The sequence below is a fragment of the Actinokineospora sp. genome, assembly GCF_052390155.1.
Classification (GTDB): Bacteria; Actinomycetota; Actinomycetes; order Mycobacteriales; family Pseudonocardiaceae; genus Actinokineospora.
The window spans coordinates 22,703-49,459 of the sequence record NZ_JBQTHF010000011.1; the positions used below are offsets into that span (position 1 = coordinate 22,703).

34 protein-coding genes and 1 pseudogene are annotated in these 26,757 nt (G+C 69.5%); 15 read left to right on the forward strand and 20 right to left on the reverse strand.

Annotated features, from left to right (window positions below; translation table 11 throughout):
• Positions 1-138 precede the first annotated feature (138 nt).
• The 8 genes from ACT4N7_RS05475 to ACT4N7_RS05510 all read left to right on the forward strand — a co-directional run bounded on the left by ACT4N7_RS05475 (position 139) and on the right by ACT4N7_RS05510 (position 6,263).
• Positions 139-672 (forward strand): hypothetical protein, encoded by a 534-nt coding sequence (locus ACT4N7_RS05475; protein ID WP_444827477.1) that lies wholly within the window; start codon positions 139-141, stop codon positions 670-672.
• A gap of 21 nt (positions 673-693) precedes the next feature.
• Positions 694-1,167 (forward strand): thioredoxin-dependent thiol peroxidase, encoded by a 474-nt coding sequence (gene bcp / locus ACT4N7_RS05480; protein WP_444827478.1) that lies wholly within the window; start codon positions 694-696, stop codon positions 1,165-1,167.
• 117 nt (positions 1,168-1,284) lie between these two features.
• The gene (locus tag ACT4N7_RS05485) at positions 1,285-2,199 is read left to right on the forward strand and encodes a hypothetical protein (RefSeq protein ID WP_444827479.1); all 915 of its coding nucleotides are present in this window, start codon (positions 1,285-1,287) and stop codon (positions 2,197-2,199) included.
• Positions 2,200-2,554: 355 nt separating this feature from the next.
• Positions 2,555-2,701, forward strand: coding sequence for a lasso RiPP family leader peptide-containing protein (locus ACT4N7_RS05490; protein WP_444827480.1), 147 nt, complete (start codon positions 2,555-2,557; stop codon positions 2,699-2,701).
• Between the two features lie 12 nt (positions 2,702-2,713).
• Entirely contained in the window at positions 2,714-4,549 is a 1,836-nt protein-coding gene (locus ACT4N7_RS05495; RefSeq protein ID WP_444827481.1) for an albusnodin/ikarugamycin family macrolactam cyclase, read from the forward strand.
• A complete protein-coding gene (locus tag ACT4N7_RS05500; protein WP_444827482.1) occupies positions 4,533-4,802 on the forward strand; it encodes a PqqD family peptide modification chaperone in 270 nt (89 codons plus the stop codon). Before ACT4N7_RS05495 ends, ACT4N7_RS05500 begins: the two co-directional genes overlap by 17 nt.
• 65 nt (positions 4,803-4,867) lie before the next feature.
• On the forward strand, positions 4,868-5,242 hold the full coding sequence (locus ACT4N7_RS05505; protein ID WP_444827483.1) for a lasso peptide biosynthesis B2 protein: 375 nt from the start codon (positions 4,868-4,870) through the stop codon (positions 5,240-5,242).
• A 1-nt stretch (position 5,243) separates the two neighbouring features.
• Entirely contained in the window at positions 5,244-6,263 is a 1,020-nt protein-coding gene (locus ACT4N7_RS05510) for a protein-L-isoaspartate O-methyltransferase family protein (RefSeq protein WP_444827484.1), read from the forward strand.
• Between the two features lie 320 nt (positions 6,264-6,583).
• On the opposite strand, the gene ACT4N7_RS05515 is transcribed toward ACT4N7_RS05510, so the two are convergent.
• From ACT4N7_RS05515 to ACT4N7_RS05525, 3 genes are all read right to left on the reverse strand, one after another.
• On the reverse strand, positions 6,584-6,775 hold the full coding sequence (locus ACT4N7_RS05515) for a hypothetical protein (protein WP_444827485.1): 192 nt from the start codon (positions 6,773-6,775) through the stop codon (positions 6,584-6,586).
• Positions 6,776-6,976: 201 nt separating this feature from the next.
• Entirely contained in the window at positions 6,977-7,456 is a 480-nt protein-coding gene (locus ACT4N7_RS05520) for a hypothetical protein (RefSeq protein WP_444827486.1), read from the reverse strand.
• 1 nt (position 7,457) lies between these two features.
• Positions 7,458-7,697 (reverse strand): hypothetical protein, encoded by a 240-nt coding sequence (locus tag ACT4N7_RS05525; RefSeq protein ID WP_444827487.1) that lies wholly within the window; start codon positions 7,695-7,697, stop codon positions 7,458-7,460.
• Positions 7,698-8,251: 554 nt separating this feature from the next.
• On the opposite strand from ACT4N7_RS05525, the gene ACT4N7_RS05530 reads away from it, so the two are divergent.
• Complete coding sequence (locus tag ACT4N7_RS05530) at positions 8,252-9,532, forward strand: hypothetical protein (RefSeq protein WP_444827488.1); 1,281 nt, start codon at positions 8,252-8,254, stop codon at positions 9,530-9,532.
• Here ACT4N7_RS05530 and ACT4N7_RS05535 read toward each other — a convergent pair.
• The 9 genes and pseudogenes from ACT4N7_RS05535 to ACT4N7_RS05575 form a co-directional block, all read right to left on the reverse strand.
• The gene (locus ACT4N7_RS05535; protein WP_444827489.1) at positions 9,525-10,169 is read right to left on the reverse strand and encodes an HAD family hydrolase; all 645 of its coding nucleotides are present in this window, start codon (positions 10,167-10,169) and stop codon (positions 9,525-9,527) included. The two genes, ACT4N7_RS05530 and ACT4N7_RS05535, sit on opposite strands and share 8 nt — an antisense overlap.
• A 101-nt stretch (positions 10,170-10,270) precedes the next feature.
• Positions 10,271-11,441 (reverse strand): annotated as a pseudogene (locus tag ACT4N7_RS05540) (IS256 family transposase).
• Positions 11,442-11,653: 212 nt separating this feature from the next.
• On the reverse strand, positions 11,654-12,259 hold the full coding sequence (gene rdgB / locus ACT4N7_RS05545; protein WP_444827490.1) for an RdgB/HAM1 family non-canonical purine NTP pyrophosphatase: 606 nt from the start codon (positions 12,257-12,259) through the stop codon (positions 11,654-11,656).
• Positions 12,256-13,017: a ribonuclease PH gene (gene rph / locus ACT4N7_RS05550; protein ID WP_444827491.1), complete on the reverse strand. Its 762-nt coding sequence runs from the start codon at positions 13,015-13,017 to the stop codon at positions 12,256-12,258. The genes rdgB and rph overlap by 4 nt, the downstream gene beginning before the upstream one ends.
• Positions 13,018-13,038: 21 nt before the next feature.
• On the reverse strand, positions 13,039-13,800 hold the full coding sequence (locus ACT4N7_RS05555) for an MBL fold metallo-hydrolase (protein ID WP_444827492.1): 762 nt from the start codon (positions 13,798-13,800) through the stop codon (positions 13,039-13,041).
• 36 nt (positions 13,801-13,836) lie between these two features.
• A complete protein-coding gene (murI, locus tag ACT4N7_RS05560; protein ID WP_444827493.1) occupies positions 13,837-14,631 on the reverse strand; it encodes a glutamate racemase in 795 nt (264 codons plus the stop codon).
• Entirely contained in the window at positions 14,628-15,260 is a 633-nt protein-coding gene (locus tag ACT4N7_RS05565) for a rhomboid family intramembrane serine protease (RefSeq protein ID WP_444827494.1), read from the reverse strand. Before ACT4N7_RS05565 ends, murI begins: the two co-directional genes overlap by 4 nt.
• A 61-nt stretch (positions 15,261-15,321) precedes the next feature.
• Positions 15,322-15,513 (reverse strand): DUF397 domain-containing protein, encoded by a 192-nt coding sequence (locus ACT4N7_RS05570; RefSeq protein ID WP_444827495.1) that lies wholly within the window; start codon positions 15,511-15,513, stop codon positions 15,322-15,324.
• Between the two features lie 3 nt (positions 15,514-15,516).
• Positions 15,517-16,404, reverse strand: coding sequence for a helix-turn-helix domain-containing protein (locus ACT4N7_RS05575; RefSeq protein ID WP_444827496.1), 888 nt, complete (start codon positions 16,402-16,404; stop codon positions 15,517-15,519).
• A 112-nt stretch (positions 16,405-16,516) separates the two neighbouring features.
• On the opposite strand from ACT4N7_RS05575, the gene ACT4N7_RS05580 reads away from it, so the two are divergent.
• On the forward strand, positions 16,517-16,756 hold the full coding sequence (locus ACT4N7_RS05580; RefSeq protein WP_444827497.1) for a hypothetical protein: 240 nt from the start codon (positions 16,517-16,519) through the stop codon (positions 16,754-16,756).
• A 133-nt stretch (positions 16,757-16,889) separates the two neighbouring features.
• Positions 16,890-17,774 (forward strand): phosphotransferase family protein, encoded by an 885-nt coding sequence (locus ACT4N7_RS05585; RefSeq protein WP_444827498.1) that lies wholly within the window; start codon positions 16,890-16,892, stop codon positions 17,772-17,774.
• Here the strand turns inward: ACT4N7_RS05585 and ACT4N7_RS05590 are convergent.
• Positions 17,767-18,501 (reverse strand): aspartate/glutamate racemase family protein, encoded by a 735-nt coding sequence (locus tag ACT4N7_RS05590; RefSeq protein WP_444827499.1) that lies wholly within the window; start codon positions 18,499-18,501, stop codon positions 17,767-17,769. The two genes, ACT4N7_RS05585 and ACT4N7_RS05590, sit on opposite strands and share 8 nt — an antisense overlap.
• Here ACT4N7_RS05590 and ACT4N7_RS05595 point away from each other — a divergent pair.
• Positions 18,500-19,387, forward strand: coding sequence for an SMP-30/gluconolactonase/LRE family protein (locus tag ACT4N7_RS05595; protein WP_444827500.1), 888 nt, complete (start codon positions 18,500-18,502; stop codon positions 19,385-19,387). The two genes, ACT4N7_RS05590 and ACT4N7_RS05595, sit on opposite strands and share 2 nt — an antisense overlap.
• Here the strand turns inward: ACT4N7_RS05595 and ACT4N7_RS05600 are convergent.
• From ACT4N7_RS05600 to ACT4N7_RS05615, 4 genes are all read right to left on the reverse strand, one after another.
• Entirely contained in the window at positions 19,384-19,842 is a 459-nt protein-coding gene (locus ACT4N7_RS05600; RefSeq protein WP_444827501.1) for an SRPBCC family protein, read from the reverse strand. The genes ACT4N7_RS05595 and ACT4N7_RS05600 overlap by 4 nt on opposite strands.
• 9 nt (positions 19,843-19,851) lie before the next feature.
• Positions 19,852-20,802, reverse strand: a complete 951-nt coding sequence (locus ACT4N7_RS05605) for a PLP-dependent cysteine synthase family protein (RefSeq protein ID WP_444827502.1) — start codon at positions 20,800-20,802, stop codon at positions 19,852-19,854.
• Positions 20,803-20,817: 15 nt separating this feature from the next.
• Entirely contained in the window at positions 20,818-21,096 is a 279-nt protein-coding gene (locus ACT4N7_RS05610; protein ID WP_444827503.1) for a MoaD/ThiS family protein, read from the reverse strand.
• 81 nt (positions 21,097-21,177) lie between these two features.
• Entirely contained in the window at positions 21,178-21,645 is a 468-nt protein-coding gene (locus ACT4N7_RS05615; RefSeq protein WP_444827504.1) for a Mov34/MPN/PAD-1 family protein, read from the reverse strand.
• A gap of 82 nt (positions 21,646-21,727) precedes the next feature.
• Between ACT4N7_RS05615 and ACT4N7_RS05620 the strand changes: the two genes are divergently transcribed.
• Together ACT4N7_RS05620 and ACT4N7_RS05625 are read left to right on the forward strand one after the other, a co-directional pair.
• Positions 21,728-22,870, forward strand: a complete 1,143-nt coding sequence (locus ACT4N7_RS05620) for a hypothetical protein (protein WP_444827505.1) — start codon at positions 21,728-21,730, stop codon at positions 22,868-22,870.
• Between the two features lie 38 nt (positions 22,871-22,908).
• Positions 22,909-23,343, forward strand: a complete 435-nt coding sequence (locus ACT4N7_RS05625) for a VOC family protein (protein ID WP_444827525.1) — start codon at positions 22,909-22,911, stop codon at positions 23,341-23,343.
• A gap of 103 nt (positions 23,344-23,446) precedes the next feature.
• Here ACT4N7_RS05625 and ACT4N7_RS05630 read toward each other — a convergent pair whose 3' ends face one another.
• The 3 genes from ACT4N7_RS05630 to clpS all read right to left on the reverse strand — a co-directional run bounded on the left by ACT4N7_RS05630 (position 23,447) and on the right by clpS (position 25,342).
• Positions 23,447-24,421 (reverse strand): P1 family peptidase, encoded by a 975-nt coding sequence (locus ACT4N7_RS05630; protein ID WP_444827506.1) that lies wholly within the window; start codon positions 24,419-24,421, stop codon positions 23,447-23,449.
• A 64-nt stretch (positions 24,422-24,485) separates the two neighbouring features.
• Positions 24,486-25,046 (reverse strand): DUF2017 domain-containing protein, encoded by a 561-nt coding sequence (locus ACT4N7_RS05635; RefSeq protein ID WP_444827507.1) that lies wholly within the window; start codon positions 25,044-25,046, stop codon positions 24,486-24,488.
• Positions 25,043-25,342 (reverse strand): ATP-dependent Clp protease adapter ClpS, encoded by a 300-nt coding sequence (gene clpS / locus ACT4N7_RS05640; protein ID WP_444827508.1) that lies wholly within the window; start codon positions 25,340-25,342, stop codon positions 25,043-25,045. Before clpS ends, ACT4N7_RS05635 begins: the two co-directional genes overlap by 4 nt.
• 117 nt (positions 25,343-25,459) lie before the next feature.
• Here clpS and ACT4N7_RS05645 point away from each other — a divergent pair, with 117 nt between their 5' ends.
• Complete coding sequence (locus tag ACT4N7_RS05645) at positions 25,460-26,755, forward strand: nicotinate phosphoribosyltransferase (protein ID WP_444827509.1); 1,296 nt, start codon at positions 25,460-25,462, stop codon at positions 26,753-26,755.
• Positions 26,756-26,757 lie beyond the last annotated feature (2 nt).

Consider the following 26,757-nt stretch of genomic DNA (forward strand, 5'->3'; position numbering starts at 1 on the left):
ATCGCTGGTCACGGATAGGCCACAGCACGACACCAGCTCCGACTCGGGCCCCCTTCCAGTGTCGCCTGCGGCGCCCGGGACGGACATGGTGGACCTGTACTCCTCTCGCGTCCCCCCAGGCAAGGAAGTGGACTGACCGTGAAGACCGTCGTCGGGCTGACGGCGCTCGCGTGCGCGCTCCTGGTGTCGCTCGCCGGGTGCGGCGGCGGTCCGGCGTACTCGGCGCCGGTCGAGCGGCCCACGACCGGCTCGGTCGCCGAGAAGGCCCGCTCGGGCGGCACGCTGTCGCGCAGCGGTGAGCGCAAGGTGCTCGGCAACGGGCTCAGCATCGCCATCTCGGCCCCCAAGTCGTTCGTGCCGACCGCGTCGGCCTACCCGGACGCGCCGCGCGCGCTGGGCTTCGAGATCACCGTGGAGAACGACGGCGCCACCGCGTACCGGCCGACCGGGCTGTCGCTGGCCGCGAGCGCCAACGGCGTCGTCGCGCAGCAGGTGATCGACTCGACCCAGGGCTACGCCGGGCTGGTCGGCGCGGCGGACGTGCCGCCCGGGCAGAGCGTGCGGTTCTCCATCGCGTTCGCGATGCCCGCGGACAAGGCGACGGTGCAGATCAGCGCCCAACCGGACCCGGCGGCGCGAAACCTGGTGACCGTGTTCGACGGGACCGCGTAGCGGGGCGCTAGCGTCATCGGCATGAGTGAGCTGAAGCGACTGTCCGCGGGCGACCTGGCCCCCGATTTCACCCTGCCGGACAGCGAGGGCACCGAGGTGTCCCTGTCGGACTACCGCGGCAAGTCCGTGGTCGTCTACTTCTACCCCGCCGCGGCCACACCGGGCTGCACCAAGCAGGCGTGCGACTTCCGCGACAACCTCGCCGAGCTGAACGACGCCGGGTTCACCGTGCTCGGCATCTCCCCCGACAAGCCCGCGAAGCTGGCGAAGTTCGTCGCCGCCGAGGGGCTGACCTTCCCGCTGCTGTCCGACGCAGACCGCGCCGTGATGACCGCGTGGGCCGCGTTCGGCGAGAAGACCATGTACGGCAAGACGGTGACCGGGGTGATCCGCTCGACGTTCGTGGTCGACCCCGATGGCCGGATCGCGCACGCGCTCTACAACGTGCGGGCCACCGGGCACGTCGCCAAGCTGCGCAAAGACCTCAAGGTCTGACCGACCGGCGCGCCGGGGACAACCGGCGGAGCGCCTGCCGCGTAGACGCGGTCGCGGGTGGGGAAGTTGCCCTCCGGGAGGGTCAACTTCCCACTCCGCGCGGCCCGTATCCACGGCATGCGCCACCGTTGGAACCTGCTGCCGATCCTGTTCACCGTCGTCCTCGTCGGGTGCGCGGCGACACCGCGCGGAGCACTCGTGCTCGCCGCGCCACCTGCCGTCGAGGAGCCTGCCGTTGCTGCTGTCGAGGAGCCTGTCGCTGAGCCACCCGTGCCCGCTGAGCGCCCCGTGCCCGTCGAGCCGCCCGCGCCGCCCGTGGGGAAGGACGGATCCGGGCAACCCGCCACGTTGACAGCCGCCGTGCGAGCCGTGCAGCAGTCGGCGACCGTGGGTGTGCTGGTGCTCGACCGCGACACGGGCACCGAGATCGTCGCCGAGGGTGCCGACCGGCAGTTCCGGTCCGCGTCCCTGGTGAAACTGCTCATCGCGATCGACGTGCTGCGCACGGGCGCCGACACCGAGACCCGCGCGCGCATCCGCACCATGCTGACCCTCTCCGACGACGCGATAGCCAGCAACCTGTGGGTCCGTGCGGGCGGCTCGGCCCTGGTCACGCGGACCGCGGGCGCCCTGGGCCTCAGCGGCACCCGCCCACCCGCCACCCCCGGCCGCTGGGGCGACGTCCTGCTCACCGCGCGCGACATGGGCCGGGTGTACACGCACGTATTGACCGACCTCCCCGCCGCCGACCGCACCCTGATCGTCAACGCCCTCGCCGACGCCCCCCGACACGCCGCCGACGGGTTCGACCAGCACTTCGGCATCCCCGATGGGCTGTCCGGGCAGTGGGCGGTGAAACAGGGATGGTCGGACTGCCCGACGGACATCGTGCTGCACAGCACCGGACTGGTAGGCCCGCACTGGCGGTACGTGGTGGTGTTGCTGACCGAGCACCCGGTGTCGGTGCGCTGGCGCACAGCCGCACAGTCCGTGACGGCAGGCGCCCAGGCCCTGAACGGCGCCCTGCACTGACCACCCCGTCGCCGCCAACCAGCGACCTGGTCCGGCCACTGTCCACAACCACTCAAACCATCCACAGCCTGACCGCCCCCACCCGATTTCCGCCCCACTACCGATAGACTGGAGCAGGGCAGGCCAGTCAAGTTGCGACTTTGGCAGATTTCCAGGAGTCGGAGTTTCCGCAGGTCAGAGACCTGATCCCCACCTGTCCGCAGCGTCGCGCCGTGTGTGATCACGATCCGTGCCCAAGTAACCACAAGTAGACCTCTCGGACCGAGCGAACAACTACGTTGAGCACGCGATCTTGTGCTTAGCGTCAAGGGTTGGCAGGATAGGCGTTGGGTGGGCGCGCGAGGAAGGGGCCAACATGGCCGCAACTGGAACGCCTGAAATTGTGGAGTCTCCCGTTCGATACGAGCCGCCGAGGCTCGATGAGCTGGGCGACGTCGTTGAACTGACGCAGGGCTCGGCCGCCGACGACACGGCGGACATGCAGACCGCGAAGTACTGGTGATCACTGCTAATGATGTGGTGGTTGACCAGAACGGTCGACCGTAGAACACCACATGACGTAGGCGTTAACCCGGACTGGTCCGTTGTCACAGTCGGAGATTTCCGGCTGTGGCACGGCCAGTCCGGCCCTGCGCAACAGGTTCACCGGGCCGATGTGTCCGGTTGCCGACTGCTCGTTGTCGGCTGTTGCACGACGCCTCAGTCTGAGTTGCCGAAGATCGCTCAACGCTTGGCCCGTGGAGACACGGCGGCGTTGGCGGCGCTCGATGGCAGCCGCGTGGTGATCGCGGTGCGATCACCTGATCTATTGGTGGCTGGCGATCTTGCTGGCCAGCGCCCGGTTTACTACACCCGCAGCGGCGGCGATGTCGTCGTCAGCTCACACGCTGGACAGCTTGCAGATCGAGTAGGCCGGTCGGTGAACCGGCAATGGTTGGCGGCCCGAATGCTGCTGCCATCGTCGGCCGATGTGTGGTGGGAAGGTTCGCCCTGGCTTGGTGTCCACACTGTTAGGCCCGGTTGGCTACTGCGGATCACGCTCACGGGTGACGTGAGTTCGACGCGGTGGCTGGATCTCAGTAAGCCGCGCGCGGATCTCGCGGCCGGTTCCGAGGCGCTGAGGGTTGCTCTGCGCCGAGCTGTTGGGCATCGCGTCGAGGTGGCGGACGTGCTGACTGCTGATCTCAGCGGCGGTCTCGACTCGTCGGCCGTGGCCGCGCTCGCCGTGCTCGACGGCCCGCTTCGCGCGGTCACCCTCCAGGTCGACGGCGTAGACGATGCGACGGCTGCCACTCACGTCGCCGACCTCGTGCCCGGCTTGGAGCACGAGGTGGTGAGGGTGCCGCAGGCGGTGCTTCCCTACTCGGATCTCGATCGCGTGCCGGTAGTGGACGAACCGTCGGACTTCCTGGTGGCCACCGCATGGACGCGGTGGTGGCGTCAGACTCTCGCGGCAGGAGGATCGGACCTGCACCTCACAGGGGACGGCGGGGACGGCGTGCTCCTGGCCGTGCCGTCCTACCTGGCCGATCTCGCCACACCGCGAACGATCAGGGAGTTGTGGCGGCACGCGAACGGCTGGGCTCGACTACGCAACCAGTCGCCAGCCGTGCTCATCCGTGCCGCCGCCCAGGTGCACCGGACGACATATCGAGACGCGCTCACCCGCGCAGCCGATCGGCTCACGTTGGGTGGCCCAGCGCCGAGCGGGTGGGCGCGGTTGGTGTCGTGGCTGGACGTGGGAGGTGTCAGCGCCTGGGCCACTCCCGACGCGCGGAAGCTCACCGCCGACTGCCTCCGCAGCCATGCGGCTGAGCATGACGCCTCTGTGGTTCCCGGGCAGTTCGGCATCGGCGACTCAACGGCGTGGCTGTCGCTCAACGCCTTCGCGCGAAGTCTGCGGGCACCCGTCGCGTTGGCGGAAGAGTGCGGGATCAGCTTGCAGTCGCCGTACCTGGACGACGGCGTGATGCGCGCTTGCTGGTCCGTTCCGGCTTCGGTTCGCACGACTCCGGACCGGGCGAAGCCGCTACTGCGGTACGCCGTCGACGGGCTGGTGCCCGCGACGATCCTGGACCGGAGCACCAAAGGCGACTACACCGCGCTGTCCTACCGGGGGCTACGCGCCAACGTGGACGCGCTTGACGATCTGCTCAGTTCCTCCCGGCTGGGCGAACTCGGGTTGATCGACACCGACGCGGTCCGCGCCGAGCTGCACAAGGGCGCATCCGGGGTGTCAATCCGACTCGGCGCGTTCGACTCCGTGGTCGGCACCGAGTTGTGGTTGCAGTCCACATCCGACTCGCCGACCCCTACGCAGACAGGAGGCCAGAGTGCGTTATCGGCCTGAACGCGGCGTCAGCTCGGTGCCGATGCCGGACGGCGGCCTGGTGCTCCTCGCCGAGAAGTCGGGCAAGCTGTACCGGTGCAATCCGACCGCCGCCGCCATGTGGACAGCACTGCAAGCCAACGACGGGCAGCCGGACCCGGCGAGCAGGTCGGTTGCCGTCGAGTTCAAGGCACCGGCGGATCAAGTGCGGACTGATCTGGACCTGCTGCTTGACGACCTGCAACAGGCTGGCCTTGTGAGGGCAGAGCCGTGAGTACACCGACAGCGTTTCCTCGGCGTGTTCGTTCTCGGAGGCTGGCGACGGTTCCCGCTGGATGCGTGGCGTCGGCGGTCCGGTTGGCACTGGTCACGCTGAGGTTCGATCATGTGACGTCGGCGGTCCGTTGGCTGGCAGGCACGACTCGCCGACCAGCATCTCCCGAGGAGGTCCAGCACATACTCAACGCCATCGACGACGCCTCCCGGTGGGTACCGGGACGCCTGGCCTGCATGGAACGGTCGTTGACCGCCGTTGTTCTCCTGGCGCTCCGTCGCCGGGGTGTCACCTGGCACACCGGCATCCGCACACCGCCGCTGGCCGCTCACGCATGGCTCACCGACATCACGGGCGAGCCGATCGGCGAACCCCCGTCCGCATCGACCTACAGTCCCTTGCTCACCATCTCGGCACCGACCACTCACCCCGGAGCATGACGTGACAGACCTGATCGCGGCGGCTGCTACCGCCGTCGACTACACCGCATGGACGACCACCGAAAATGGTGACTTGATCCCGCAGATCACCACCGACACCACCATCCACACCATGCTCGGATTGCTCGACCTCGAACCTGGTATGCGGGTGATGGAGATCGGCACCGGGTCCGGGTACTCCGGTGCTCTGCTGTCCGAGATCGTCGGCCCCAACGGGCACGTGGTGTCCGTCGACATCGACCCGGCCCTGGTTGAGCGAGCCCGCGCCCGCCACGACGAGGCCGGCCACGGAAACATCGAGGTCCACGCTGCGGACGGGTTCGAGGGCTGGGCGGACTCGGCGCCATACGACCGGATCGTCGGGTGGGTCACTCCGCACGTCATCCCCAGCGCGTGGGCACGCCAGGCCCGCCAAGGCGCGGTGCTGGTGACCCCGGTGAAGATCGCGGACGTCGCCGGGACGAACGCCGTGGTCCGATGCACGCTCGACGACGAGATCAACGGCGGCGAACTGCACCCCGGCAGCTTCATCGAGATGGCACCCGACGTCATCACCAACTTCGGGCTCCCGATCCGCTACGTCGACGCGGTACGTCGACTCCCCGACTGCCCGTCGTGGTGGATCAGCGCCCACCAACTCCACGACCGGTCCTCGTCCGTTGCGGACAACCTGTTGGACTCCTTGAGCCGTGCTGACCTCGAACCCGGTTTCTTCGACCAGGGGGCCGACGGATGGCGTGCGTTCACCGCGTTCGTCCTCGCCTCGGCGACGGACGAAGCCGCCAGTGCTGGCGGTCCACTCGGTTGGGGGATCGGGGTGGCGACACCCGAGAGCGTCGCTGTCAGTCTCAGCAACGGCGGTCTGTTGTTCGCCGGGACCGACGACGCCCGGAACAGCCTGACCGACCTGCTCGCGCAATGGCGCAAAGACGGTGAGCCGGACTACACGAAGCTCACGCCGTCGTACTCCCACGGCGGCGACGGATGGACGGTCCGCCCAGAGGTAGCCACCCGCGTCTAGCCGCAACAACACGATGGGAACGGCGGGGCCGGACACGTTGTCCGACCCCGCCGTTCTGCTCTGCCAGGCAATGGCTTCCTGGGTGGGCGCGCACTCGGTGTGCGACTAGCCACCGCCTGGCAGCTTGCGGGCTCGATCGCGTTTCGCACAGTGATCGCAGAGCGGGCGATCGAGCTGTTGATCAACCAGTGCGACCGGAGCCCCACACAGCGCCCAGAGGATCGAGACGTTGTGGAACACCAGGACTGGCTGTGGTGCGGCGAGGACGACGTGCAGGCGTCTGGTGAAGAACCCCGGCAGCCAGACGACTCCCTCGCCTGTCATGACGTGCTGGGCTGCAGCTCGTCGAGCGAACCGGAGAACCCGGCCACGGTCCGCTGCTCGTGCGGGTACAGATCTGTCACGAGTTGGTCGATGACCCGCTTGGCCTTGCCGTGCTCGTACCAGATGATTCGACGGTCGCTTGCCGAGCCGGGGTCGTAGGCGGGGACGGGGTTGTCGCGGTCGAACAAAGTCGTGCATCCGGGTGGCGACAGCCGCGTCGAACGATCGAATGACAACCACGTCCAGCACGCCCCGGCCGAACCGATAGAGGTACATCCCATCGGCCCACCGCAACGCCAGGTTTGGCAGCGGCAAGCCACGAAAACCAAGTGCGTGCAACCGGTCGACTTGTTCCGCCACCGAGTCCTCAGCCCCCTCGATCGGGCACCTCATCGCACGGCCCTCCGTCCGGTCGTGGGATTCTCGGATGTGTTGCTCGGGCGTTCGAACAGGTTGGCCACAACCCTTGTCACGACCCACAGGGCCACAACCGCCGAAGCGGCGTACTGGATCCACATCACGGACGATCTCGACAGGGACAGCTCGACCATGTGGCACGAGCTGGTAGCCGCGCGCGAGGACGCGAGGTCACCGGCGGCTTGCTCGGTGAGGCTGGCCAGCCGTGCCCGGCCGCGTTCGGTCAACGTCAAGCGCAGCGAGCCCCAGCCGTTGCCGTGTTCGAGCTGGACGACCTCCAAGTGACGAAGTTCGAGCAGCAAGGGCACGGTCGTGTGCAGGTGGGCGGCGAGCAACCGTCCTCGGTCGAAGTAGTCGCCGTTCGGGCGGTCCAGGTGTAGCCGGTCCTGACTGGCGCGGCGCAGGACGTGCAACTGGGCCGCGCGGCTGTGCCCGATCTCGGCGAGGTTCATCTCAGACGATCCCGCCCAGCCGGGCGGCGACGTCTGCACAAGCTCCGCACACCTCACGTGTGGCCTTGTCGGACTCGTTCGAGTCCACATCGGCGAGGAGCTGGCCGCACACGGCGACTCGCCGAAGGCCATGGTCCGTTGTGGTCGTGTGCGGTGTGCCATCTCGGGTGTCCACCATGTGCACCAACGAGCGGCGGAACTCGCCGCGCGCCCAGATCATCGGTGGGACCAGGACCCTCATCTGCTCGTTCCCCTTCTGCGGTAGGTGGACCCGCACGACAGAGCGGGGGTGTCGTGCGGGTCCGTGCGGACGCGGGTGCGGCTGTTCCAGGGGTGTGCCGCGCGCTCTCCGCGTCCGCTGCGTTCACACGGCGGCCAGGAGCGCTTCCGATACGGCTCGATCAGGTCCGCGCCCGCCGTGTGGTGCTGGCGTCTCGATCACGTACTCCGTTGTGCGTTGCCAGCGGGTGGACACCCAGCGGGCAGGGCCGTGTCGGGTACGCCCCTGCCCGCCGGGCTGCTTGTGGTGCATTTCATGTCCGATCACTCCAGGTGAAGTGTTCGCAACGCCTTGCATGGATCAGCGAACCCCGATCGCGCGGCCGTCAACACTGGCCACCAGACATCCACGCCACATCCAGCGGTAACCGAGTGATGACTCACCGCGTCCGCAGCACATACGCTGGCCAGGTCGCCGACGGAGACACGAGGTGCCAGGTGAGCGGGTCGAGGCGCTATCCGCCAAACCGACGCTTGACGTGGGAACGGCTCCAACGAGGATGGAGCTATGAGGAGGTGTGCGAGCAGATCAAGGCCAGCATGGCCACGCACAACGATTCGGACACCGGCCTGATTCCGAACACGGTTCGACGTTGGGAGATCGGCGAGCGTTGGCCAGAGCCGCGATTCCGCAAGCACCTTGTTCTGATCTTCGGTAAGGCTGCGTCTGATCTGGGAATCCTCACACCAGACGAGCTAGCACTGCGCCCTGCCGACGAAGAACCGTTCGAACTCGCGAGGAGACTATTGGCAATGGTCAGTCCCACCACTGGAGATCCCGGATTCAGTCGCCACCTGTTCCTCCGGGGTCTGCTCGGCGCAAGCCTGCTTCCGGTGATCGCGCCGTTGGGCGCATCGGCCAGCACGGCGGATGTACTGGCCCACGCGATGACGAACGCGACTGGGCCGGACGCTCGCACGGTGGCTGCTTACGCCGAGATCAGCACACGCCAGCGCGAGCTGTACTGGACGGCACCCGCCCACGCGGTCTATGAGTCAGCTCTGTCTCACACACAGCTCGGAATTCAAATCTTGCGCGGCACCGGCAGCGATGAAATGCAACGAAGGCTCGCCGCAGCACTGGCCGAGTCCGCCCTGTTGTCTGCTCGAATCGCATTCTTCGACCTCCGCCAGGAGGCCGTGGCGCAACGTTGCTTCGACGTGGCGCGCGAGGCGACAGAACGCGCGGGAGATCACGCGCTGGCTGCGGCGGTCTTCGCGCACATGAGCTTCGTTCCGGGATTTAACGGAAACCGTGCGTCGGCGGAATCGCTGCTGCACGCGGCTCACGGACACGCGAGGTATGACGCTGGCCCCGGCATGCGTTCGTGGCTGCATTGCGTCGCGGCCGAGGTGACAGCTCGCACGGGTGACCCGGCCGCCAGTCTGAACCATGTGCGGCAGGCTCAGGACTCGCTCAGCACGTCAGGCACGGACCCGGTGTGGCTGGACTTCTACGACGAGTCGAGGCTGGCCGGATTCACCGGGTACAGCCAACTCCTCGCTGGCAAGCCCGCCGAAGCCGCCACCAGCTTGGAAACGGCACTGGACGGACTCGACTCGACGAACACGAAGCAGGCGGCCGTGGTGCTTTTCGATCTGGCTGTTGCTCATGCGGCCGAGGACGTCGAACGTGCAGCCTCATATGTGGGCCGCGCGTTCGACGCCCTCGAACACGACTGGTACGCCGCTGCGGCGGGACGTATTCCAAGGGTTGGCGCCGTGCTTCGCGGCACGCCCTACCTGGCAGAACTTCAGGAACGCGCGATGGCGATCCCGCCCAGTGGCGCTAGCTGACTAGCGCGTTGTGATCGCGAACGAGCTCTGGCAGCTCCGCAAGGCTCGTTAGCCGGAACAGGCAACGGCCCTCGACGATCTCGTCCCGCAGGATGTAGCCCCACGGCCCGCGCTTGATCATGGCCGTCGAGAGCCCGGCCTCTTGAGCGGGTCGGACGTCGTTGTCCAACCTGTCGCCGACGTAGAGGATGGCCCCGGCAGGACACCCGGCCTCTTCGATCACTCGCGCGAAGAACGCGGGCTCCGGCTTCTCGACTCCCCAACCATCGGACGTGCCGATGACGTCGACCGGGAACTCCATGCTCTTCAAGATCGCTTCTGCTCGGGCGGTCTGGTTTCCGGCCAAGCCAACCCGGACCCCCAACTCGCGCAACTCCTTCAAGCACGACCGAGCGTCGGGGTAGATGTTCTCCTCGGTGAAGCCCTCCGGCAGGCCAGCATCAGCGCGGCGCTGCCGTTCGACAGCGAGGTCGAAGCCGGGTTTGAAGTACTGAAATGTCTCCCGGTAGTCCTCTCCGCGCGCAATCACCGCGCCGAACACTGCCGAGAAAGTATGCCGGGGGACTCCGAGCCAATCAGCCCACGTTCCGTACTCGCGCGACTCCTCAACGATCGTCTCGCCGACGTCGAAGAACACGGCTTGAATGGCAGCCAACCGACACTCCACTCTCTTGGTTCCTAGCGGTTGCCAAGGAACTCTAGGGTCCGTAACACGAACGGTGTTTCCGGCCGTTGTTGTCAGTAGCTCTCAGCGGCCGGCCAGCGGTCACTGAAGGTGATCGAGAAGGCGTTTAGGGCGGGCTTCCACCGCATCGCCCACCGGGCCTGCCCGGCGCCCGTCGGATCCAGGCTCCTGGTGACCAGGTACAGACACTTCAACGCCGCCTGCTCCGTCGGGAAGTGCCCACGTGCCCGCACCGCACGACGATACCGCGCGTTCAACGACTCAATCGCGTTCGTGGAACACAACACGCGCCTGATCTCGACATCATAGTCCAAGAACGGAATGAACTCCTCCCACGCGTTGCGCCACAACCGAATCATCGCGCCATACCTACCACCCCACCTCTCCTCCAACTCGTCCAACGCGGCCGCCGCCGCGGCCGCATTCGGCGCCGTGTAGATCGGCTTCACGTCCCTCTTCACCGCGTCCCAGTCCCGCTTGGACGCCAGCCGGAACGTCTCCCGGAGCAAGTGGATCACGCAGGTCTGCACGATCGCGGCGGGCCACACGTTCCCGACCACCTCGGGCAGCCCCTTCAACCCGTCACACACCACGAAGAACACATCGCCCACGCCACGGTTCTTCGCCTTGACCGGCCCACAGCCCGAGCACGTCCTTACGGCCGTCCAGCGTGACACCGATGGCCGCGTAGACCGGCCGGTTCGCCACCTGCCCGTCCCGGATCTTCACGACGATCGCGTCGATGAAGATCGCCGCGTAGATCGAGTCCAGCGGCCGGGACTGCCACTCGCCCATCTCCCCGAGGACCTGGTCGGTGATCCGCGAGACCGTCTCCTTGGACACCGACGCGCCGTAGATCTCGGCGAAATGCGCCGAGATCTCACCCGTCGTCAAGCCCTTGGCATACAACGACAACACGATCTCGTCGACACTGCCCAACCGACGCTGCCGCTTGCGCACGATCACCGGCTCGAAGCTGCCCGCCCGATCCCGTGGCACCACGACCTCGACCTCGCCCACCGCGTCGGAGACCACCGTCTTCGTCCGGGTGCCGTTACGGACGTTCACGTCCACCCGACCGCGCTCGGCCCGGTGCTTCTCGTGCCCAAGGTGCTCGGTCATCTCCGCGTTGAGCGCGGCCTCAAGGACGGTCTTGGTCAACTGCTTGAGCAGCCCGTCCGGGCCGGTCAGCGCCAGCCCCCGCTCCCGGGCCTGCGCGACCATCGCGGCCACCAACTCCTCGTGCGGCGAGCCGGCATCGACGCCTTCTTGTCACTCGCTTGTGGACTCATAGCGTCCAGTGTCATCACACACCGTGCCCATCCCGCCGAACTCACGCCCGGCGTGTCGGGCCGAAACACCGTTACTGGGACAGTCCCAAGTGGACTCCCCCCAGGGTGGGTGGGGATTCTGGGTGGGCCTGGCGGTGGGCCTGCTCAGCCGGACAGGTCGCTCAGGTGTGGCAGGAGCAGGCTCAAAGCGCGGCCGCGGTGGGACAGGGTGTCCTTCTCCGCGGGTGCCAGTTCCGCAGACGTCCGGGTGTCACCCTCCGGGACGAAGATCGGGTCGTAGCCGAAACCGTGGTCACCACGCATCGCCCGCACGAGCGTGCCTCGCCATTCGCCGCGGTGGACGGATTCGGGGCCGGTGGGGTGGACCAGGGCGGCGGCGCACACGAAGGCCGCGCCGCGACGCTCGTCCGGGACGTCGGTGAGTTGGGCGAGCACCAGGTCGAGGTTGGCCTGGTCGTCGCCGTGTTTGCCTGACCAGCGGGCCGACAGCACGCCGGGCATGCCGTTGAGGGCGTCGATCGCCAGGCCGGAGTCGTCGGCGATGGACGGCAGGCCGGTGGCCGCGGCGGCGTCGCGGGCCTTGGCGAGCGCGTTCTCCTCGAAGGTGGCGCCGGTCTCGGGCGCGTCAGGAAAGGACGGTACGTCGTCGAGGCCGACGATCTCGATGCCCGCGACCCGCTCGGCCGCCAGGATGCGGCGCAGTTCGGCGAGCTTCTTCGCGTTGCGCGACGCCAGCAGGACGCGGGTCACTTGGTGCCCTTGGGTTCGGGCAACTGCTTGGGGAACGGCAGGGCCAGGGCTTCGGCCTGCAGCCGGTTGATCTCCGCGCAGCCGGCGAGCGCGAGGTCGATCATCCGGTCCAGCGTGGACCGGGCGAACGTCGCGCCCTCGCCGGTGCCCTGCACCTCGATCAGCGTGCCCGCGTCGGTGGCGACCACGTTCATGTCGACCTCGGCGCGCACGTCCTCCTCGTACGGCAGGTCGAGCCGCACGCGGCCGCCGACGACGCCGACGCTGACCGCGGCCACCGCGCACGACAGCGGGTTCGGGTCGGCGAGCTTGCCCGCCGCCGCGAGCCAGGTGACCGCGTCGGCCAGGGCGACGTACGCGCCGGTGATCGCGGCGGTACGGGTGCCGCCGTCGGCCTGGAGCACGTCGCAGTCGAGCTGGATGGTGTTCTCGCCGAGGGACCGCAGGTCGATGCACGCGCGCAGCGAGCGGCCGATGAGCCTGCTGATCTCGTGCGTGCGCCCGCCGATGCGGCCCTTCACCGACTCGCGGTCGCCGCGGGTGTTGGTCGCCGACGGGAGCATCGCGTACTCGGCGGTGACCCAGCCGAGGCCGGACCCCTTGCGCCACCGCGGCACGCCGTCGGTGACGCTGGCCGCGCACAACACCCTGGTGCGCCCGAACTCCACCAGCACCGAGCCCGCGGGCCAGTCCTGGTAGCCGCGGGTGAGCTTGATGTCCCTGAGTTGGTCGTCGTTCCTGCCATCGCTGCGTGCCACGGGCGCAAGCCTAGATGTGGCCTAGATGTCGTACACAGCGCCCTGTTCGACGCGCACCACGTCGCCGGTGTAGGCCGCGCGGACCTCGGCGAGCACGGCGTCGGCGTCCGTCCACGGTGGAATGTGGGTGACCAGCACGCGGCCCGCGCCCGCCGCCGCCGCGACCTCGCCCGCGTCCCGGCCGGAGAGGTGCAGGTCGGGCACGCGGTCCGCGGCGTGCGTCCACGACGCCTCGGTGAGCAGCACGTCGACGCCCTCGACCAGGTCGGTGAGCGCGGCGCAGACCCCGGTGTCGCCGGTGTAGGCGAGCGTGCGACCGCCGTGGCCGATGCGGAAGCTGTAGGACTCGCACGGGTGCGCGGCGGGCGCGGCGACGACCTCGAACGGTCCGATGTGGACTTTGCCGGGGCGCAGCGCCGCGAAGTCGTACACATCGGACAGATCGGTGGCCGCGCGGTCGGCCTCGTCGGTGGCGTACGCGGCGGCGAACCGGGTCGGCGCCGCGACCGGCGCGTACACCGGCAACCGGCGCCGGTGTGGCGCCGCGGGGTGGTAGCGGCGCAGCACGGTCAGCGAGGCGACGTCGGCGCAGTGGTCGGCGTGCAGGTGGGAGAACAGCAGCGCGTCGAGGTCGAACGGGTCGCGCACGGCCTGCAGCGCGGCGAAGGTGCCGGGGCCGAGTTCGATGGCGAGCAGGAAGCCGTCTGCCTCCAGCAGGTAACCGGACGCGGGGGCGTGTGGGCCGGGAATGCTCCCGGAACAGCCGAGGACGGTCAGCAGCACGCCCACAAGCGTGTCACAACGACCGGCCGAACACGATCACCATCGATCCAACGGCGCGAAGCTCGCCAGCTCCGGGCCGAGGAACCGGCGCGCCAGTCGGTGGAAGGGCTCCGCGGGCCCGGTGGCGCCGAACTCGTGTCGGGGGTCGCCCGTGTCCTCGGCGAACAGGTCGCCCTCGGCGAGCACGCGGAAGACGTCCTTGGCGCATTCCTCGGCGCTGGACACGAGCGTGACCTGCGGCCCCATCGCGACCTGCACAAGGCCGGTGAGCAGCGGATAGTGCGTGCAGCCGAGCACGAGTGTGTCGACGTCGGCCTGCTGCAGCGGCTCCAGGTAGGTCTGCGCGAGGCCGAGGAGCTGCCTGCCCGAGGTCACGCCGCGCTCGACGAAGTCGACGAACCGCGGACATGCGGAGCTGGTCACGGTGACGTCGGGGGCGGCGGCGAACGCGTCGTCGTAGGCGCGGGAGCGGACGGTGCCCGCGGTGCCGATCACCCCGATCCGGCCCGACCTGGTGGCCGCGACGGCCCGGCGCACGGCGGGCACCACGACCTCGACCACGGGGATGTCGTAGCGCTCCCGCGCGTCCCGCAGACAGGCCGCCGACGCGGTGTTGCAGGCCATCACCAGCAGTTTCACCCCACCCGCGACCAATTCGTCGGCGACGGCGAGCGCGTGCGCCCGCACCTGCGCGATCGGCAGCGGGCCGTACGGGCCGTTGGCGGTGTCGCCGACGTAGCGCAGCCGCTCGTGCGGGAGCTGGTCGAGAATGGCCCGGGCGACGGTCAACCCGCCGACGCCGGAGTCGAATATCCCGATCGGGGCGCTCACCCGGCGAAGCTGCTCGGCGGTGCCTGCTTGGCCGTGCTCTTGGTCGCCGCGGCCGCGAGCCAGGCGGCCAACACGCCGCCGAGCGCGCCGAACAGGTGGCCCTGCCAGGAGATCCGCGGGTCGCCGGGGAGCACACCGAAGAGCATGGTGCCCCAGTAGAGCAGCAGCACCGCGGCGAGTCCGAGCTGCAGGACGCTGCGGTTGAAGATGCCGCGCACCAGCAGGAACGCGAGCCAGCCGAAACACAGCCCGGACGCGCCGACGGTCACCGTGCCGCCGTCGCCGGTGAGCCACACGCCGATGCCGCTGACCAGCCAGATCGTCGCGGTCACCGCGACCCACTGGCCGAGCCCGTTGGCCATCGCGAGGAAGGCGAAGACCAACAGCGGCAGGGTGTTGCCGATCAGGTGCGGCCAGCCGCCGTGCAGCAGCGGCGCCCACAGGATGCCGTCGAGCCCGGACACGCTGCGCGCGATGATCCCGTTCTGGTCGAGATCGGCCGGGAGCAGCATGTCGACGAACTCGACCAGGTAGAGCAGGACGGTGAAGCCGCCGACCACGATCGCGGCCTGCGCCGGACTCGGCGGCAGCACGCGGCCTGCGGCGGTCTTGTCGGGCGAGGTGGTCACAGTGTCGAGGCTACGTGCTCGCGGGCGGCCCGGGGATCAGGTGAAACCCTGATGTCGCCCCTTATTCGGCCGCGAGCCGGACAAGCGCGACGAACGCGCCCCTGCCCACCAGCAAGGCCCCGCCGGCAGGCTGCTTGCTGTCCCGAACGGCCCCCCACGTCACCCCATCAGTGGCCAACTCGACACACGACGAGTTGGCGACCGTCTTGGAACTCTTCCGCCATCTCGCTTCTGCAAGGTTGTTCCCGATCATCACCTATCCCTCTCGTCGGGAGCGTTGCGCGATCTTGGATTGGGCATGGCGAATCATATCCACGGACGCGACGGCGCCCAGCGCCGTCTCCCACACTTGATCATAGATTCGTTGGACGCGAGCCACTTCTTCAGGATCGTCCCGCAGCACGAAGAACAGGGGGTTCTCGGAGTGGACCACTTCGGACTCAGGTCCGCCATCAGGGCCGGAGAACGCCAGAATCGTGAAACTGCAGTTGACGAGCGGATGCCCGCCTGCGGTAAACGGCCACATCCGAACCTCCACGTTGGCCGCACCTTCGGCGAGTTCCGCAAGGTACTGAAGTTGATCACTCAACACCCTCGGACCACCGATCTCGGTGGACAAGACGGATTCGGCCATGATGACGCGCAGCACCAACGGGTTGTCAGCGATCAGCCGCTGCTGGCGCTCCATGCGTAGTCGCAGGAACTTGTCCCGATCTACGGCTTCGATGAGTTCACCGGCGCTGTCAATCAAGGCGTGGGCATAGTCCTTGGTTTGCAGTAATCCGTGCACGAGGTCGCTCTGAACGCACCTCAATTCGGCAGCTTCGTTCTCCAGGTCCAGGTATTCGGCGAAGTTCTGCGACACGAAGTCGTAGTACGGGCGTCGGAGTACGCCACGACGACGGCGCTGTTTGGCGGCCTCGATCATCTCCGCCACCACGGCAGGCGGGGCGCCGTACAACTCCAGTGCCGCCTTGACTCGCAGCGGTTCCGCGCTCTGGCCGGTCTCCATGCGCGAGACCGTGCCCGCGCCGCACAGCAACTCCTCGGCCGCGCGTTCGACCGAGTAGCCAGCGCGTTCGCGCCAGCGCCGCAACGCGCGGGACAGGCGCCTGCTCTGGACCGGGCTGACCGTGCCGCTCAAAACGCACCTCCTGTTACATCGGGACATCAGTCTGTCGTAGCGGTATGTGATCACACACGTCGCCCAATTGGGCGACACGCAAAACGGAAGGCTTCCATCTATAGTTCATGCCATGTACGCCAACCTGAGCACCAACACCTGGGTGACCATCCGCGATGACTGTCCGATCACCTGCGATGTCAACGGCAGCGGCGAAGCGGACTTCACCTGCGGCACCCCACCGGACTGCTTCGAGTTCACCATCGAGGCCGAAGCGCTCCGCCAGTTCGCCGCACTGGCCTCCGAAGCCCTCAGCGACATGGACGCCAGATTCGCCCAAGAGGAAGCCGAACGCACCCACTGTCCACAGTAGATTCCATCGACCACGATCTGTGGCCGCTGAAGGCCAAGTGCGGTAGTTGCCATGAGGATGGAAACTGCAGCAACAGTGGCTCGGACGGCAACGAGAACACCGAAACCCGCAAGAAGTAGGACGGGAGCATGCCGTGGCCTGGGATGACCTGCCGCAGCCGGTCCGAGATGTGGTCGAGCAGCACTTCGGCCCGGTGGCGGGTGCCGACGAGATCGTAGCCGGAGGCAACAGCGACATCGCCTGCGTGCTGCGGCTCGACTCCGGCCGATCGGTGTTCCTCAAAGGCGTGGCGGGTGTCAGCCGCCGGATGCGGTGGCTGCGCAACGAGATCGCCTGCGGGCAGGTCGCCGCCGGTGTCGCACCGCGGGTGCTGTTCCACGCCGACATCGACGCCGCCGAAGCGGGCGAGAACTGGTTGCTGGTGGCGTACGAGCACGTGCCCGGACGCCCGGCCAGTCTCGCCCCTGGCTCACCGGACCTGCCGCTGATCGCCGCGACGATCGAGCGGATCAGCGCCATGCCCGCGCCCGGCATGACCGCGCTGCGCGAGCGTTGGGCACCAACAGACTGGTGGACGCGGCTGGCGCCCGAGACAGTCGTGGGCTGGGACGTCGAGGAGATGACCCGGCTGGCCGCGCTCGTACCCGACCTTGTCGACGGCGACCGACTACTGCACACCGACCTGCACGGCGACCAGTTCATCATCGGCGACACCGGCAGCGTGCACGTGATCGACTGGGGGTTCCCGGGCGCGGGCGCGCCCTGGGTCGACACCGCGTTCATGATCCTCCGGCTCATCGAGGCCGGGCACCGGCCCGAGACCGCCGAATCCTGGGCGCGGGCGCGGTCGAGTTTCGCCGATATCCAGGATGAGGGGCTGACCGCGTTCGCTGTCTACGTCGCCGGGTTCTGGAGCCACCTTGCCGCCACTGGCGGCTCCGGTTCGCCGCACCGGGCCCGGCTGGCCCGTGGCTACGCCGCGTGGCGGCTACGGCGGACGCTGGTCACGGTCATCTGAAGTCCGGGCCGCGAACGGAGATCAGTGACTCCGCACCGCCATCGTCCACCAGGCCGAGGGCGAGGTCCACGGCCAGCTCCGCGTGCAGGCGCGTGGTCGGGAACACCGGGACCGGGCTGTCCGCCTGGCCGATCAGCAGTTCGATCTCCGTGCACCCGAGGATCACCCCCTGCGCCCCCCGCTCGATCAGCCGGGCCATCACCGCGCGGTAAGCCTGGCGGGAGTCCTCGCGGACTACGCCGAGGACCAGTTCCTCGTAGATGATCCGGTGGACGACCGCCCGGTCCTCGGCCTCCGGCACCAGCACGTCGAGGCCGTGGCGGGCGAGGCGGCCGGTGTAGAAGTCCTGTTCCATGGTGAACGCCGTGCCGAGCAGGCCGACCCTGGTCAGACCGGCGCCGCGGACGGCGGCGGCTGTGGTGTCGGCGATGTGCAGGATCGGGACACCGAGGTCGTCGGCGACCTTGTGCATGGTGTTGGTGCACAGCACGATGATCTCCGCGCCCGCGCGGACCAGCGCCCGCGCGGCGTCGCGCAGGACGGCGGCTGCCTCGGTCCAGTGGCCTGCCGCCTGCATGCGCTCGATCGCGGCGAAGTCCACCGAATAGAGCACGCAGTGCGCAGAGTGCAGGCCGCCGAGCCGGTCGCGGACGCGTTCGTTGACGATCCGGTAGTACTCGATGGACGACTCCCAGCTCATGCCGCCCAGCAGTCCGATCACCTTCATGACCCTGATGCTCCCCCACCGACCGCCCGCGCGGGATGATTCGGGCATGGACGTGGCGGTGCGGGCGACGGCGGGGCTCGGCGAAGGGCCGACCTGGGACGTGCGCACCCGCACGCTGGTCTGGGTCGACGTCTTCGGCTGCGCGGTGCACCGATACGACCCCGCGTCCGACGCGGACGAGACACTCGTGCTGCCCCAGCACGTTGGCGCCGCCAAGCCGCGCGCGGCAGGCGGGCTGGTGGCGAACCTGCGCGACGGCATCGCCCTGCTCGACCTCGACGGCACCCGGCGCTGGCTCGTCTACTGGGCCCGCGACGGCTACCGGGGCAACGACGCCGGGGTGGACCCGGCGGGCAGGCTGTGGGCGGGCACCACCGGCTACGGGTCGACCCCGTCGGCGGGCTGGCTGGCGCGGATCGAGCCCACGGGCGCCGCACGCGTGGTGCTCGACGACGTGGCGGTGAGCAACGGGCTCGGCTGGAGCCCGGACGGCACCCGGCTGTACTTTGTGGACTCGCCGACCGGGCGGATCGACGTGTTCGACTACGACCTCGACTCCGGGGACGCGGTCGGGCGGCGCCCGCTGTGCGCGGTGGACGGGCCGGGCTCACCGGACGGGCTGTGCGTCGACGCGGACGGGTGCGTGTGGGTGGCGGTGTGGGACGGCGGCGCGGTCCGCCGGTACACCCCGGACGGCGCCCTGGACCGGGAGTTGGCCCTGCCGGTGTCGCGGCCCACGGCGTGCTGCTTCGGCGGACCGGACCTGACCGACCTCTACGTCACCACGGCTCGCCGCGGGCTGGGCACCGAGGAGCCGCTCGCGGGCTCCGTGCTGGTCTTCCCCGACGCGGGCGCGGGTCACCCGACGACGGTGTTCGCGGGCTAGCGAAGGGCGCGGTCCAGGCGAACCAGGGACTCCTCCATGCGCCGGGTGATGTCGCGGGTGCCGAACACCTTCATCGCGAGCCCGCGCAGCCGGTCGGCAGGCTGCTGCACCGCGCGCAGCTTCACGATGGTGCCGTCGCCGTCCGGCTCGACCTCGATGCGGAACACCGACGAGGACGCGAACACCGGCGCGGGCTTGCCGTCGAGGCGTTCGGCGGTGTGCTTCCAGGCGATCGAGCGACCCGGCGTGAACTCGATGACCTCCTGGTCGATCTCCGAGCTGCGCTTGCCCCAGCGGCCGTGCTGCCTGCGCTTCTGCCCGACGCCGTCGCCGGAGAGGACGTCGGTGCGCTCGGCGAAGCTGAACCAGTCCGGGGCCCGGCCCGCGTCGGACACGACCGCCCAGACCTCAGCCGAGGGGGCGGCGACCCTGGCGGCGCGCTCGATCTCGATCACGCGGCCAATCTACGCCCAGAGGTGCCCGTCCAGGCGCTCGGACGCCTCGTCGAGGGAGCCGCTGTAGGCGCCGGTCGACAGGTATTTCCAGCCGCCGTCGCAGACGACGAACACCACGTCGGCGGACTCGCCGGTGCCCGCGACCTTCTCCGCCACGGCCAGCGCGGCGTGCAGGATCGCGCCGGTCGAGATGCCCGCGAAGATGCCCTCGACCTCCAGGAGCTGCCGGGTGCGGCGCAGCGCGTCGTACGAGCCGACCGAGTAGCGGCCGGTGAGCACGGCCGGGTCGTACAGCTCCGGCACGAACCCCTCGTCGAGGTTGCGCAGGCCGTAGACCAGCTCGCCGTAGCGCGGCTCGGCGGCGATGATCTGCACGTCGGGCTTGCGCTCGCGCAGGAACCGGCCGACGCCGACGAGCGTGCCCGTGGTGCCCAGGCCCGCCACGAAGTGGGTGATCGAGGGCAGGTCGCGCAGGATCTCCGGGCCGGTGCCCTCGTAGTGCGCGCGGGCGTTGTCGACGTTGCCGTACTGGTAGAGCATCACCCATTCGGGGTGCTGCGCGGACAGTTCCTTGGCCCGCCGGACAGCCTCGTTGGAGCCGCCCGCTGCCGGGGAGAACACGATCCGCGCGCCGTACGCCTGCAGGAGCTGCTTGCGCTCCTCGGAGGTGTTCTCCGGCATCACGCAGACCAGGCCGTAGCCCCTGAGCTTGGCGACCATGGCGAGCGCGATGCCGGTGTTGCCCGAGGTGGGCTCCAGGATGGTGGCGCCCGGCGTCAGCCGCCCGTCCCGCTCGGCGGTCTCGATCATGGCCAGCGCGGGCCGGTCCTTGATGGAGCCCGTCGGGTTGCGGTCCTCCAGCTTGGCCCACAGCCGGACGTCGTCGGACGGCGACAGCCTCGGCAGCCCCACCAGCGGGGTGTCGCCGAGCGCGTCGATGAGCGAGTCGTACCGAGCCACGGGACCCTCCGGGTGCTAGCGGGCGCCGCCCGCGACGGCGGGCAGGATGGTGACGTTGTCGCCGTCGGCGACCGCGGCGTCCAAGCCGCCCGCGAACCGGACGTCCTCGTCGTTGACGTAGATGTTGACGAACCGGTGCAGCGTGCCGTCCTTGACCAGGCGGGCCTTGATGCCGCCGTGGTTGGCGTCGAGGTCGTCGATGACCTCGGCCACGGTGCCGCCCGCGGCGGGCACGGACTTCTCGCCGCCGGTGTGCGTGCGCAGGATGGTCGGGATGGAGACGGTGACGGCCATGGTGGAACCTCCGGGTTTGCCTGTTCTCTAGGAGATGACGCGCGGGACGGCGGTCGGTATTCCGCGTCCGCGGAAGCTCACTTATGCGCCGGGCTCGGGCACGTCGTCCGGGCCGGTGTGGGCGAACCGGTAGGACTCGACAACCTCGACGGGCTCCTCGGTGACGACGCCGTCGACAATCCGGTACGAGCGCAGCTCGTGCTGGTGCGGATCGCGGGTGGAGACGAGGACGTAGTGCGCGTCCGGCTCCGCGGCGTAGGACACGTCGGTTCGCGACGGGTATGCCTCCGTCGCCGTGTGCGAGTGGTAGATCACCACGGGCACCTCGTCGTTGGCGCCCATCTCCCGGTACAGCTTGAGCAGATCGGCCGAGTCGAACTCGTAGAACGTCGGCGACCTGGCCGCGTTGAGCATCGGGATGAACCGCTCCGGGCGGTCGGCACCCTCGGGACCGGCGATCACGCCGCACGCCTCGTCCGGGTGATCGCGGCGAGCATGGGCGACCATGGCGTCCACGAGTTCTCGACGGATGTGCAACACACTTCCCATCCTACTGGGTGGGTACCCCGCTCCCAATCCGTGAGAGACGACCGATCGGTAACACGATCAACTCGACGGCGACGTCTCGGGTGTGACGGACATCGTGCTGCTGATCGTGGGTGCCGTCCTGGGCAGCGTGTTCGGCCTGGTCTGCGCCGTGTTCTACCAGGACAGGTGGAAGGCGCGGGTGGCCCGCCGCAAACACCTCCGGCTCGCCAACGCCGTCGCGCGGATGCACCCCGAGCCGTCGGGCCCGGTGCACATCGCGGGGAAGGCCACGACGGTCCACCTGCTCGAAGGCGACGGCAACCTCGTCCTGGACGCCCGGAACATCACCATCCGGCTGCGCCCCGACGCGGTCGACCTGCCCGACGCCGTCGCGGCCTGTCGAGACCGCGTGGTGGCGGAGGTGCGGGCGGAGGCGGGCGCGGGTGTCGCGTCGACCTGGAACAGCGACTCCCTGGTCGCGCTGTGCGGCTACCGGATCGGCCGGTCCGGCGGGCACGAGGCGTCCAGCCTCGACCTCGACGTGGCGCCTGCGGACTACGCGACGTTCGCCGCGACGGTGCTGGGCCTGGACCGGGAGTTCGACCGGCCGGACGGCGCGGGCAACGCGGTTCGGACCACGCTCCGCCGAGACTTCCTGGCGACTGACGGCCACCACACTGTGGCGCGGCCGCTGCCGTTCCTGGCGAACGGGGTGGGCGTCGCCCTCGTCGGGTTCACCGACGACGACAGACTCCTGCTGACCCGCCGCCGCCCGAGCACCCGGGCTCGACCGGGCGAGCGCGACGTCAGCGTCGTCGAGGGGATGCACACCCTGCTGGACCGCAAGGTCGGCGGCACGCTCAGCGCGTACACCACGGCGGTCCGCGGCTGCCGGGAGGAACTGGGCGTCGACATCGCCGAGGAGGACGTGCGGCTGCTGGGTTTCGCCGTGGACATGACGTACTACCAGTGGAACTTCCTCGGTCTGGTCGACCTGCGCCGAAGTGCGGGCGAGGTGCTCGAAGCGCAGCTTCTGCACGCCAAGGACCGTTGGGAGTCGCGGCTCGAACCGGTGCCGATCGACCCGGTGGCGGTGTTCACCAGGATTCGGGCGGACGGGATCTGGGACCTCGGGCTGGTCGCGGCCTACCTCGCGCTGTGCTTCCGGTGCGGGCCGAATCCGGTCCGGCGGGCGGCCGAGCAGGTTTTCGGCGGCAAGCCGGACCGTCCACTGTGGCGGGCATAGCCGCGGAATTGTCGGTGGCAGGTTCTACGGTGTCGGTCATGGCGTATGTATTCCAAGTGACGATCGACTCGGCTCAGCCGCATGTGCTGGCCGACTGGTGGGCCGATGCCCTGGGGTGGGCGGTGGAACCGAGCGACGAGGCGTTCATCGGCGAGATGCTCGCGCAGGGCCACGCGACCGAGGACGACACGACGACCCACAACGGCACGCTGGTGTGGAAGGAGGGCGCAGCCATCGTGCATCCCGGTGGCACGGACCGTGCCCCGCGGGTCCTCTTCCAGCTCGTGCCGGAGCCCAAGTCGGTCAAGAACCGGGTCCATCTCGACATCCGCATCGGCTCCGACGGCGTCGACGCGGTGGTCGAGCGGCTGGTTGCCAGTGGGGCAACGTTCCGGCACAACGGCAGGCAGGGGCCCCACACGTGGGTCACCCTCGACGACCCGGAGGGCAATGAACTCTGCATATCGCAATGAGCACGGCGCGGACCTTCTCGGCTGGCACCCGTGGTGCCTGCACTCGGGGGCGTAGTCGGGCTGGGGAGCACCTCGCCACCGGAAGCGGTGAACCGCCGCGGCGTCACCCCGCGCTAGCAGCCCAGACGTCCCGGTAAGAGCGTAGGTCGCCAACGGTGTCGGCGGCGAGGACGCCGTGCGCGACCGCGCGGGCGAAGACGTCGGCGGCGGCCGCGCAGAGGGCGTCCAGCGCGGCGGGCCCCTCGACCGGGTGGGCGCCGGTTGCGACGGCGAACACGGTGTCGCCGTCGAACAGGGAGTGGGCGGGGCGCACCGCGCGGACCAGGCCGTCCTGGGCGGCCATGGCGATCCGGCGGCACGCGGCCTTGTCCAGCGCGGCGTCGACGGCGACCACGCCGATCGTGGTGTTCAGGTCGGACGGGACTGGCACCGTCAGGGTGGCCGGGCGGCCGGGGGTGGCCGGGAACTCGCCAGGGCGGCCCAGGTCCGCGGCCCACAATGCGCCGGTGGCCAGGTCCACGGCTTCGCCGCGGGCGTTGACTGCGGCCAGCGCGCCGACCGTGTACGCGCCGACCCGGGCGCTGGCGGTGCCGATGCCGCCCTTGAGCGAGCCCGCGCGGGCACCCGCCCCGGCGCCGACCGTGCCCTGCGCGACCGGCCCGGACGACGCGGCGGCGCAGGCGGCGGCGCCGAAGGCCGCGTCCGGCCGGTTGCCCCAGGCGCCGCGCGGCAGGTCGAACAGGACCGCGGCGGGGACGATCGGCACGACCTCGTGCGGTTCGGTGCCCACCGGGAACCCGCGGCCGCGCTCGCCGAGCCAGCGCAGCACCCCGTCGGCGGCGGCCAGGCCGTAGGCGCTGCCGCCGGACAGACACACCGCGTCGACCCGGCGGACCAGGTTCTCCGGCGCGAGCAGGTCGGTCTCCCGGGTGCCGGGCGCGCCGCCGCGACAGTCGACGCCGCCGACCGTGCCCTCGGGCAGCAGCACGACGGTCGTCCCGGTGGCCCAGCCGTCGCCGACGCGATGGTGATGGCCGACGAGAACCCCTGGCACATCGGTGATGGCGTTGCGCGTCACACCGACGCTCCGGTGGCCCAGCCGTGGTGGTCCGCCGCCGCAACATCGGTGCAGGTGTTGCGCGTCATTCGCTGGACAGGGCCTGGATCAGGGACTCCTGCACCCAGGTCAGCCAGTGGTAGACGGCCAGGTGCGGGCTGCGCGGGTCGTCGTCGGGCAGTTCGTCCGGCATCTCGTCGGAGACCTCGATCGCCGTGCCCAGCGCGAGGCGCACGTCGTTGAGGGCGGAGAGCCAGGCGTCGGCCTGTTCCAGGGAGAGGCGGATGCCGCCGCCGAACATCGGGCAGGTCTCCAGGACCACGGCCGCGACGCCGGTCTTGAGGTCGAGCAGGGTCGGCTCGTGCAGCGAGCGCAGCACCGCCGCCGAATCCAGGTCTTCCTTGGTCGGGTTGTCCTCGTCGAGCCGGTGGAAATCAGGGAGCAGGCGGGACAGGATCGGGTCGTCCGGCGAGGTGGACGGGCCGGTGCGGATGCCGGTCAGCTCGGCAAGTTCGTCCTGCGGGGTCTCCTCGATGCGCGCCTTGAGCATGTCGTCGATCTGGGACACCAGGCCGCGCAGGACAGCCGCCTCCTGCTTGTCGATGTCAGCCTGGACCTTGTCGCCCTTGCGCTTCCACGGCTTCACGACGAGTGCTCCATCGTCGCCCACAGACCCGCGCCGTGCAGCTTGGCCACGTCGCCCTCGACCTTCTCCCTGGTGCCCGACGAGACGATCGCCTTGCCCTCGTGGTGCACGTCGAGCATGAGTTTGGTGGCCTGGTCGCGGCTGTAGCCGAACAGCTTCTGGAACACGTAGGTCACATACGACATCAGGTTGACCGGGTCGTTCCAGACGACCGTCTGCCACGGTCTGTCCGCGGCCACCACTTCGGCGCCCGCGGGCGTGGCCTCGGTCTGTTCCATGTCGACGGCTGCGGTCATGGGGTCAATGGTGACATGACCGGTTTGGACCGGTCCGGCGGATCTTCATTCGATCGGAGTACGACTAGGCCGATCGTGCCCTGGCGCGGGCTGGGTGTGCCAATAGGCTCACCGACCATGGCCGTGAGCATGTCGAGCACCGCGCTGCTGACCGATCACTACGAGCTGACCATGCTGGCCGCCGCGCTCGCCGACGGCACCGGCGACCGGCGGTGCGTGTTCGAGACCTTCGCCCGCAGGCTGCCCGACGGGCGGCGCTACGGGGTCGTCGGCGGCACCCAGCGGGTCATCGACGCCATCGCGGCGTTCCGGTTCGGCGACGCCGAGCTGCGCCACCTGCGGGAGACCGCGGTCGTCGACGAGGCGACGCTCGCCTGGCTGGCCGACTACCGGTTCCGCGGCGACGCCGACGGCTACCCCGAGGGCGAGCTGTACTTCCCCGGCTCCCCCGTGCTGACCGTGCACGGCACGTTCGCCGACGCGGTGGTGCTGGAGACGCTGGTGCTGTCGATCCTCAACCACGACAGCGCGATCGTCTCCGCGGGCGCGCGGATGGCGAGCGCGGCCAACGGCAGGCCGATCATCGAGATGGGCTCGCGGCGCACGCACGAGCGGGCCGCGGTGGCCGCCGCCCGCGCCGCCTACCTGGCCGGGTTCACCACCACGTCGAATCTGGAGGCGGGCCGCACGTACGCGATCCCCACCGCGGGCACCTGCGCGCACGCGTTCACCCTGCTGCACGACAGCGAGCGGGCCGCGTTCGAGGCGCAGATCGCCGCGCTCGGCACCGCGACGACGCTGCTGGTCGACACCTACGACATCACCCAGGGCATCGAGACCGCGGTCGAGGTGGCGGGCACCGGACTGGGCGCGGTCAGAATCGACTCCGGCGACGTCGGCGTGCTCGCCCGCCAGGCCCGCGAGCAGCTCGACAAGCTCGGCGCGCGCGAGACCCGGATCGTCGTCTCCGGCGACCTGGACGAGTACGCCATCGCCGCGCTGCGCGCCGAGCCGGTCGACGCCTACGGGGTGGGCACGTCGCTGGTCACCGGATCGGGCGCGCCGACCGCGGGCATGGTCTACAAGCTGGTCGAGGTCGACGGCCGCCCGGTGGCCAAACGCAGCTCGCACAAGGAGTCGCGCGGGGGCCGGAAGCTGGCCCTGCGCACGCACAAACCGACCGGCACCGCGCTGGAGGAAGTGATCTACCTCGCGGCGGGCACCGAGCCCGCGGTGGGCGAGCACGACCGGCGGCTGCAGATCCCGCTGCTGCGCGACGGCGAGCCGGTGGCCGGGCTGCCCACGGCGCAGGAGTGCAGGCAGCGGGTCCGCCAGGGCCTGGTGAGCCTGCCGTGGGAGGGGCTCAAGCTGTCCGCGGGCGACCCCGCGATCCCGACCGTCTACGTGAGTTAGGA

Coding starts and splice junctions, on each gene's coding strand:
- bcp (WP_444827478.1), top strand. CDS start 694: ATGAGTGAGCTGAAGCGACTGTCCGCGGGCGACCTGGCCCCCGATTTC.
- ACT4N7_RS05485 (WP_444827479.1), top strand. CDS start 1,285: ATGCGCCACCGTTGGAACCTGCTGCCGATCCTGTTCACCGTCGTCCTC.
- ACT4N7_RS05490 (WP_444827480.1), top strand. CDS start 2,555: ATGGCCGCAACTGGAACGCCTGAAATTGTGGAGTCTCCCGTTCGATAC.
- ACT4N7_RS05495 (WP_444827481.1), top strand. CDS start 2,714: ATGTGGTGGTTGACCAGAACGGTCGACCGTAGAACACCACATGACGTA.
- ACT4N7_RS05520 (WP_444827486.1), bottom strand. CDS start 7,456: ATGAACCTCGCCGAGATCGGGCACAGCCGCGCGGCCCAGTTGCACGTC.
- ACT4N7_RS05525 (WP_444827487.1), bottom strand. CDS start 7,697: ATGAGGGTCCTGGTCCCACCGATGATCTGGGCGCGCGGCGAGTTCCGC.
- ACT4N7_RS05570 (WP_444827495.1), bottom strand. CDS start 15,513: ATGATCGGGAACAACCTTGCAGAAGCGAGATGGCGGAAGAGTTCCAAG.
- ACT4N7_RS05580 (WP_444827497.1), top strand. CDS start 16,517: ATGTACGCCAACCTGAGCACCAACACCTGGGTGACCATCCGCGATGAC.
- ACT4N7_RS05595 (WP_444827500.1), top strand. CDS start 18,500: ATGACCCTGATGCTCCCCCACCGACCGCCCGCGCGGGATGATTCGGGC.
- ACT4N7_RS05590 (WP_444827499.1), bottom strand. CDS start 18,501: ATGAAGGTGATCGGACTGCTGGGCGGCATGAGCTGGGAGTCGTCCATC.
- ACT4N7_RS05610 (WP_444827503.1), bottom strand. CDS start 21,096: ATGGCCGTCACCGTCTCCATCCCGACCATCCTGCGCACGCACACCGGC.
- ACT4N7_RS05615 (WP_444827504.1), bottom strand. CDS start 21,645: ATGGGAAGTGTGTTGCACATCCGTCGAGAACTCGTGGACGCCATGGTC.
- ACT4N7_RS05625 (WP_444827525.1), top strand. CDS start 22,909: ATGGCGTATGTATTCCAAGTGACGATCGACTCGGCTCAGCCGCATGTG.
- clpS (WP_444827508.1), bottom strand. CDS start 25,342: ATGACCGCAGCCGTCGACATGGAACAGACCGAGGCCACGCCCGCGGGC.
- ACT4N7_RS05645 (WP_444827509.1), top strand. CDS start 25,460: ATGGCCGTGAGCATGTCGAGCACCGCGCTGCTGACCGATCACTACGAG.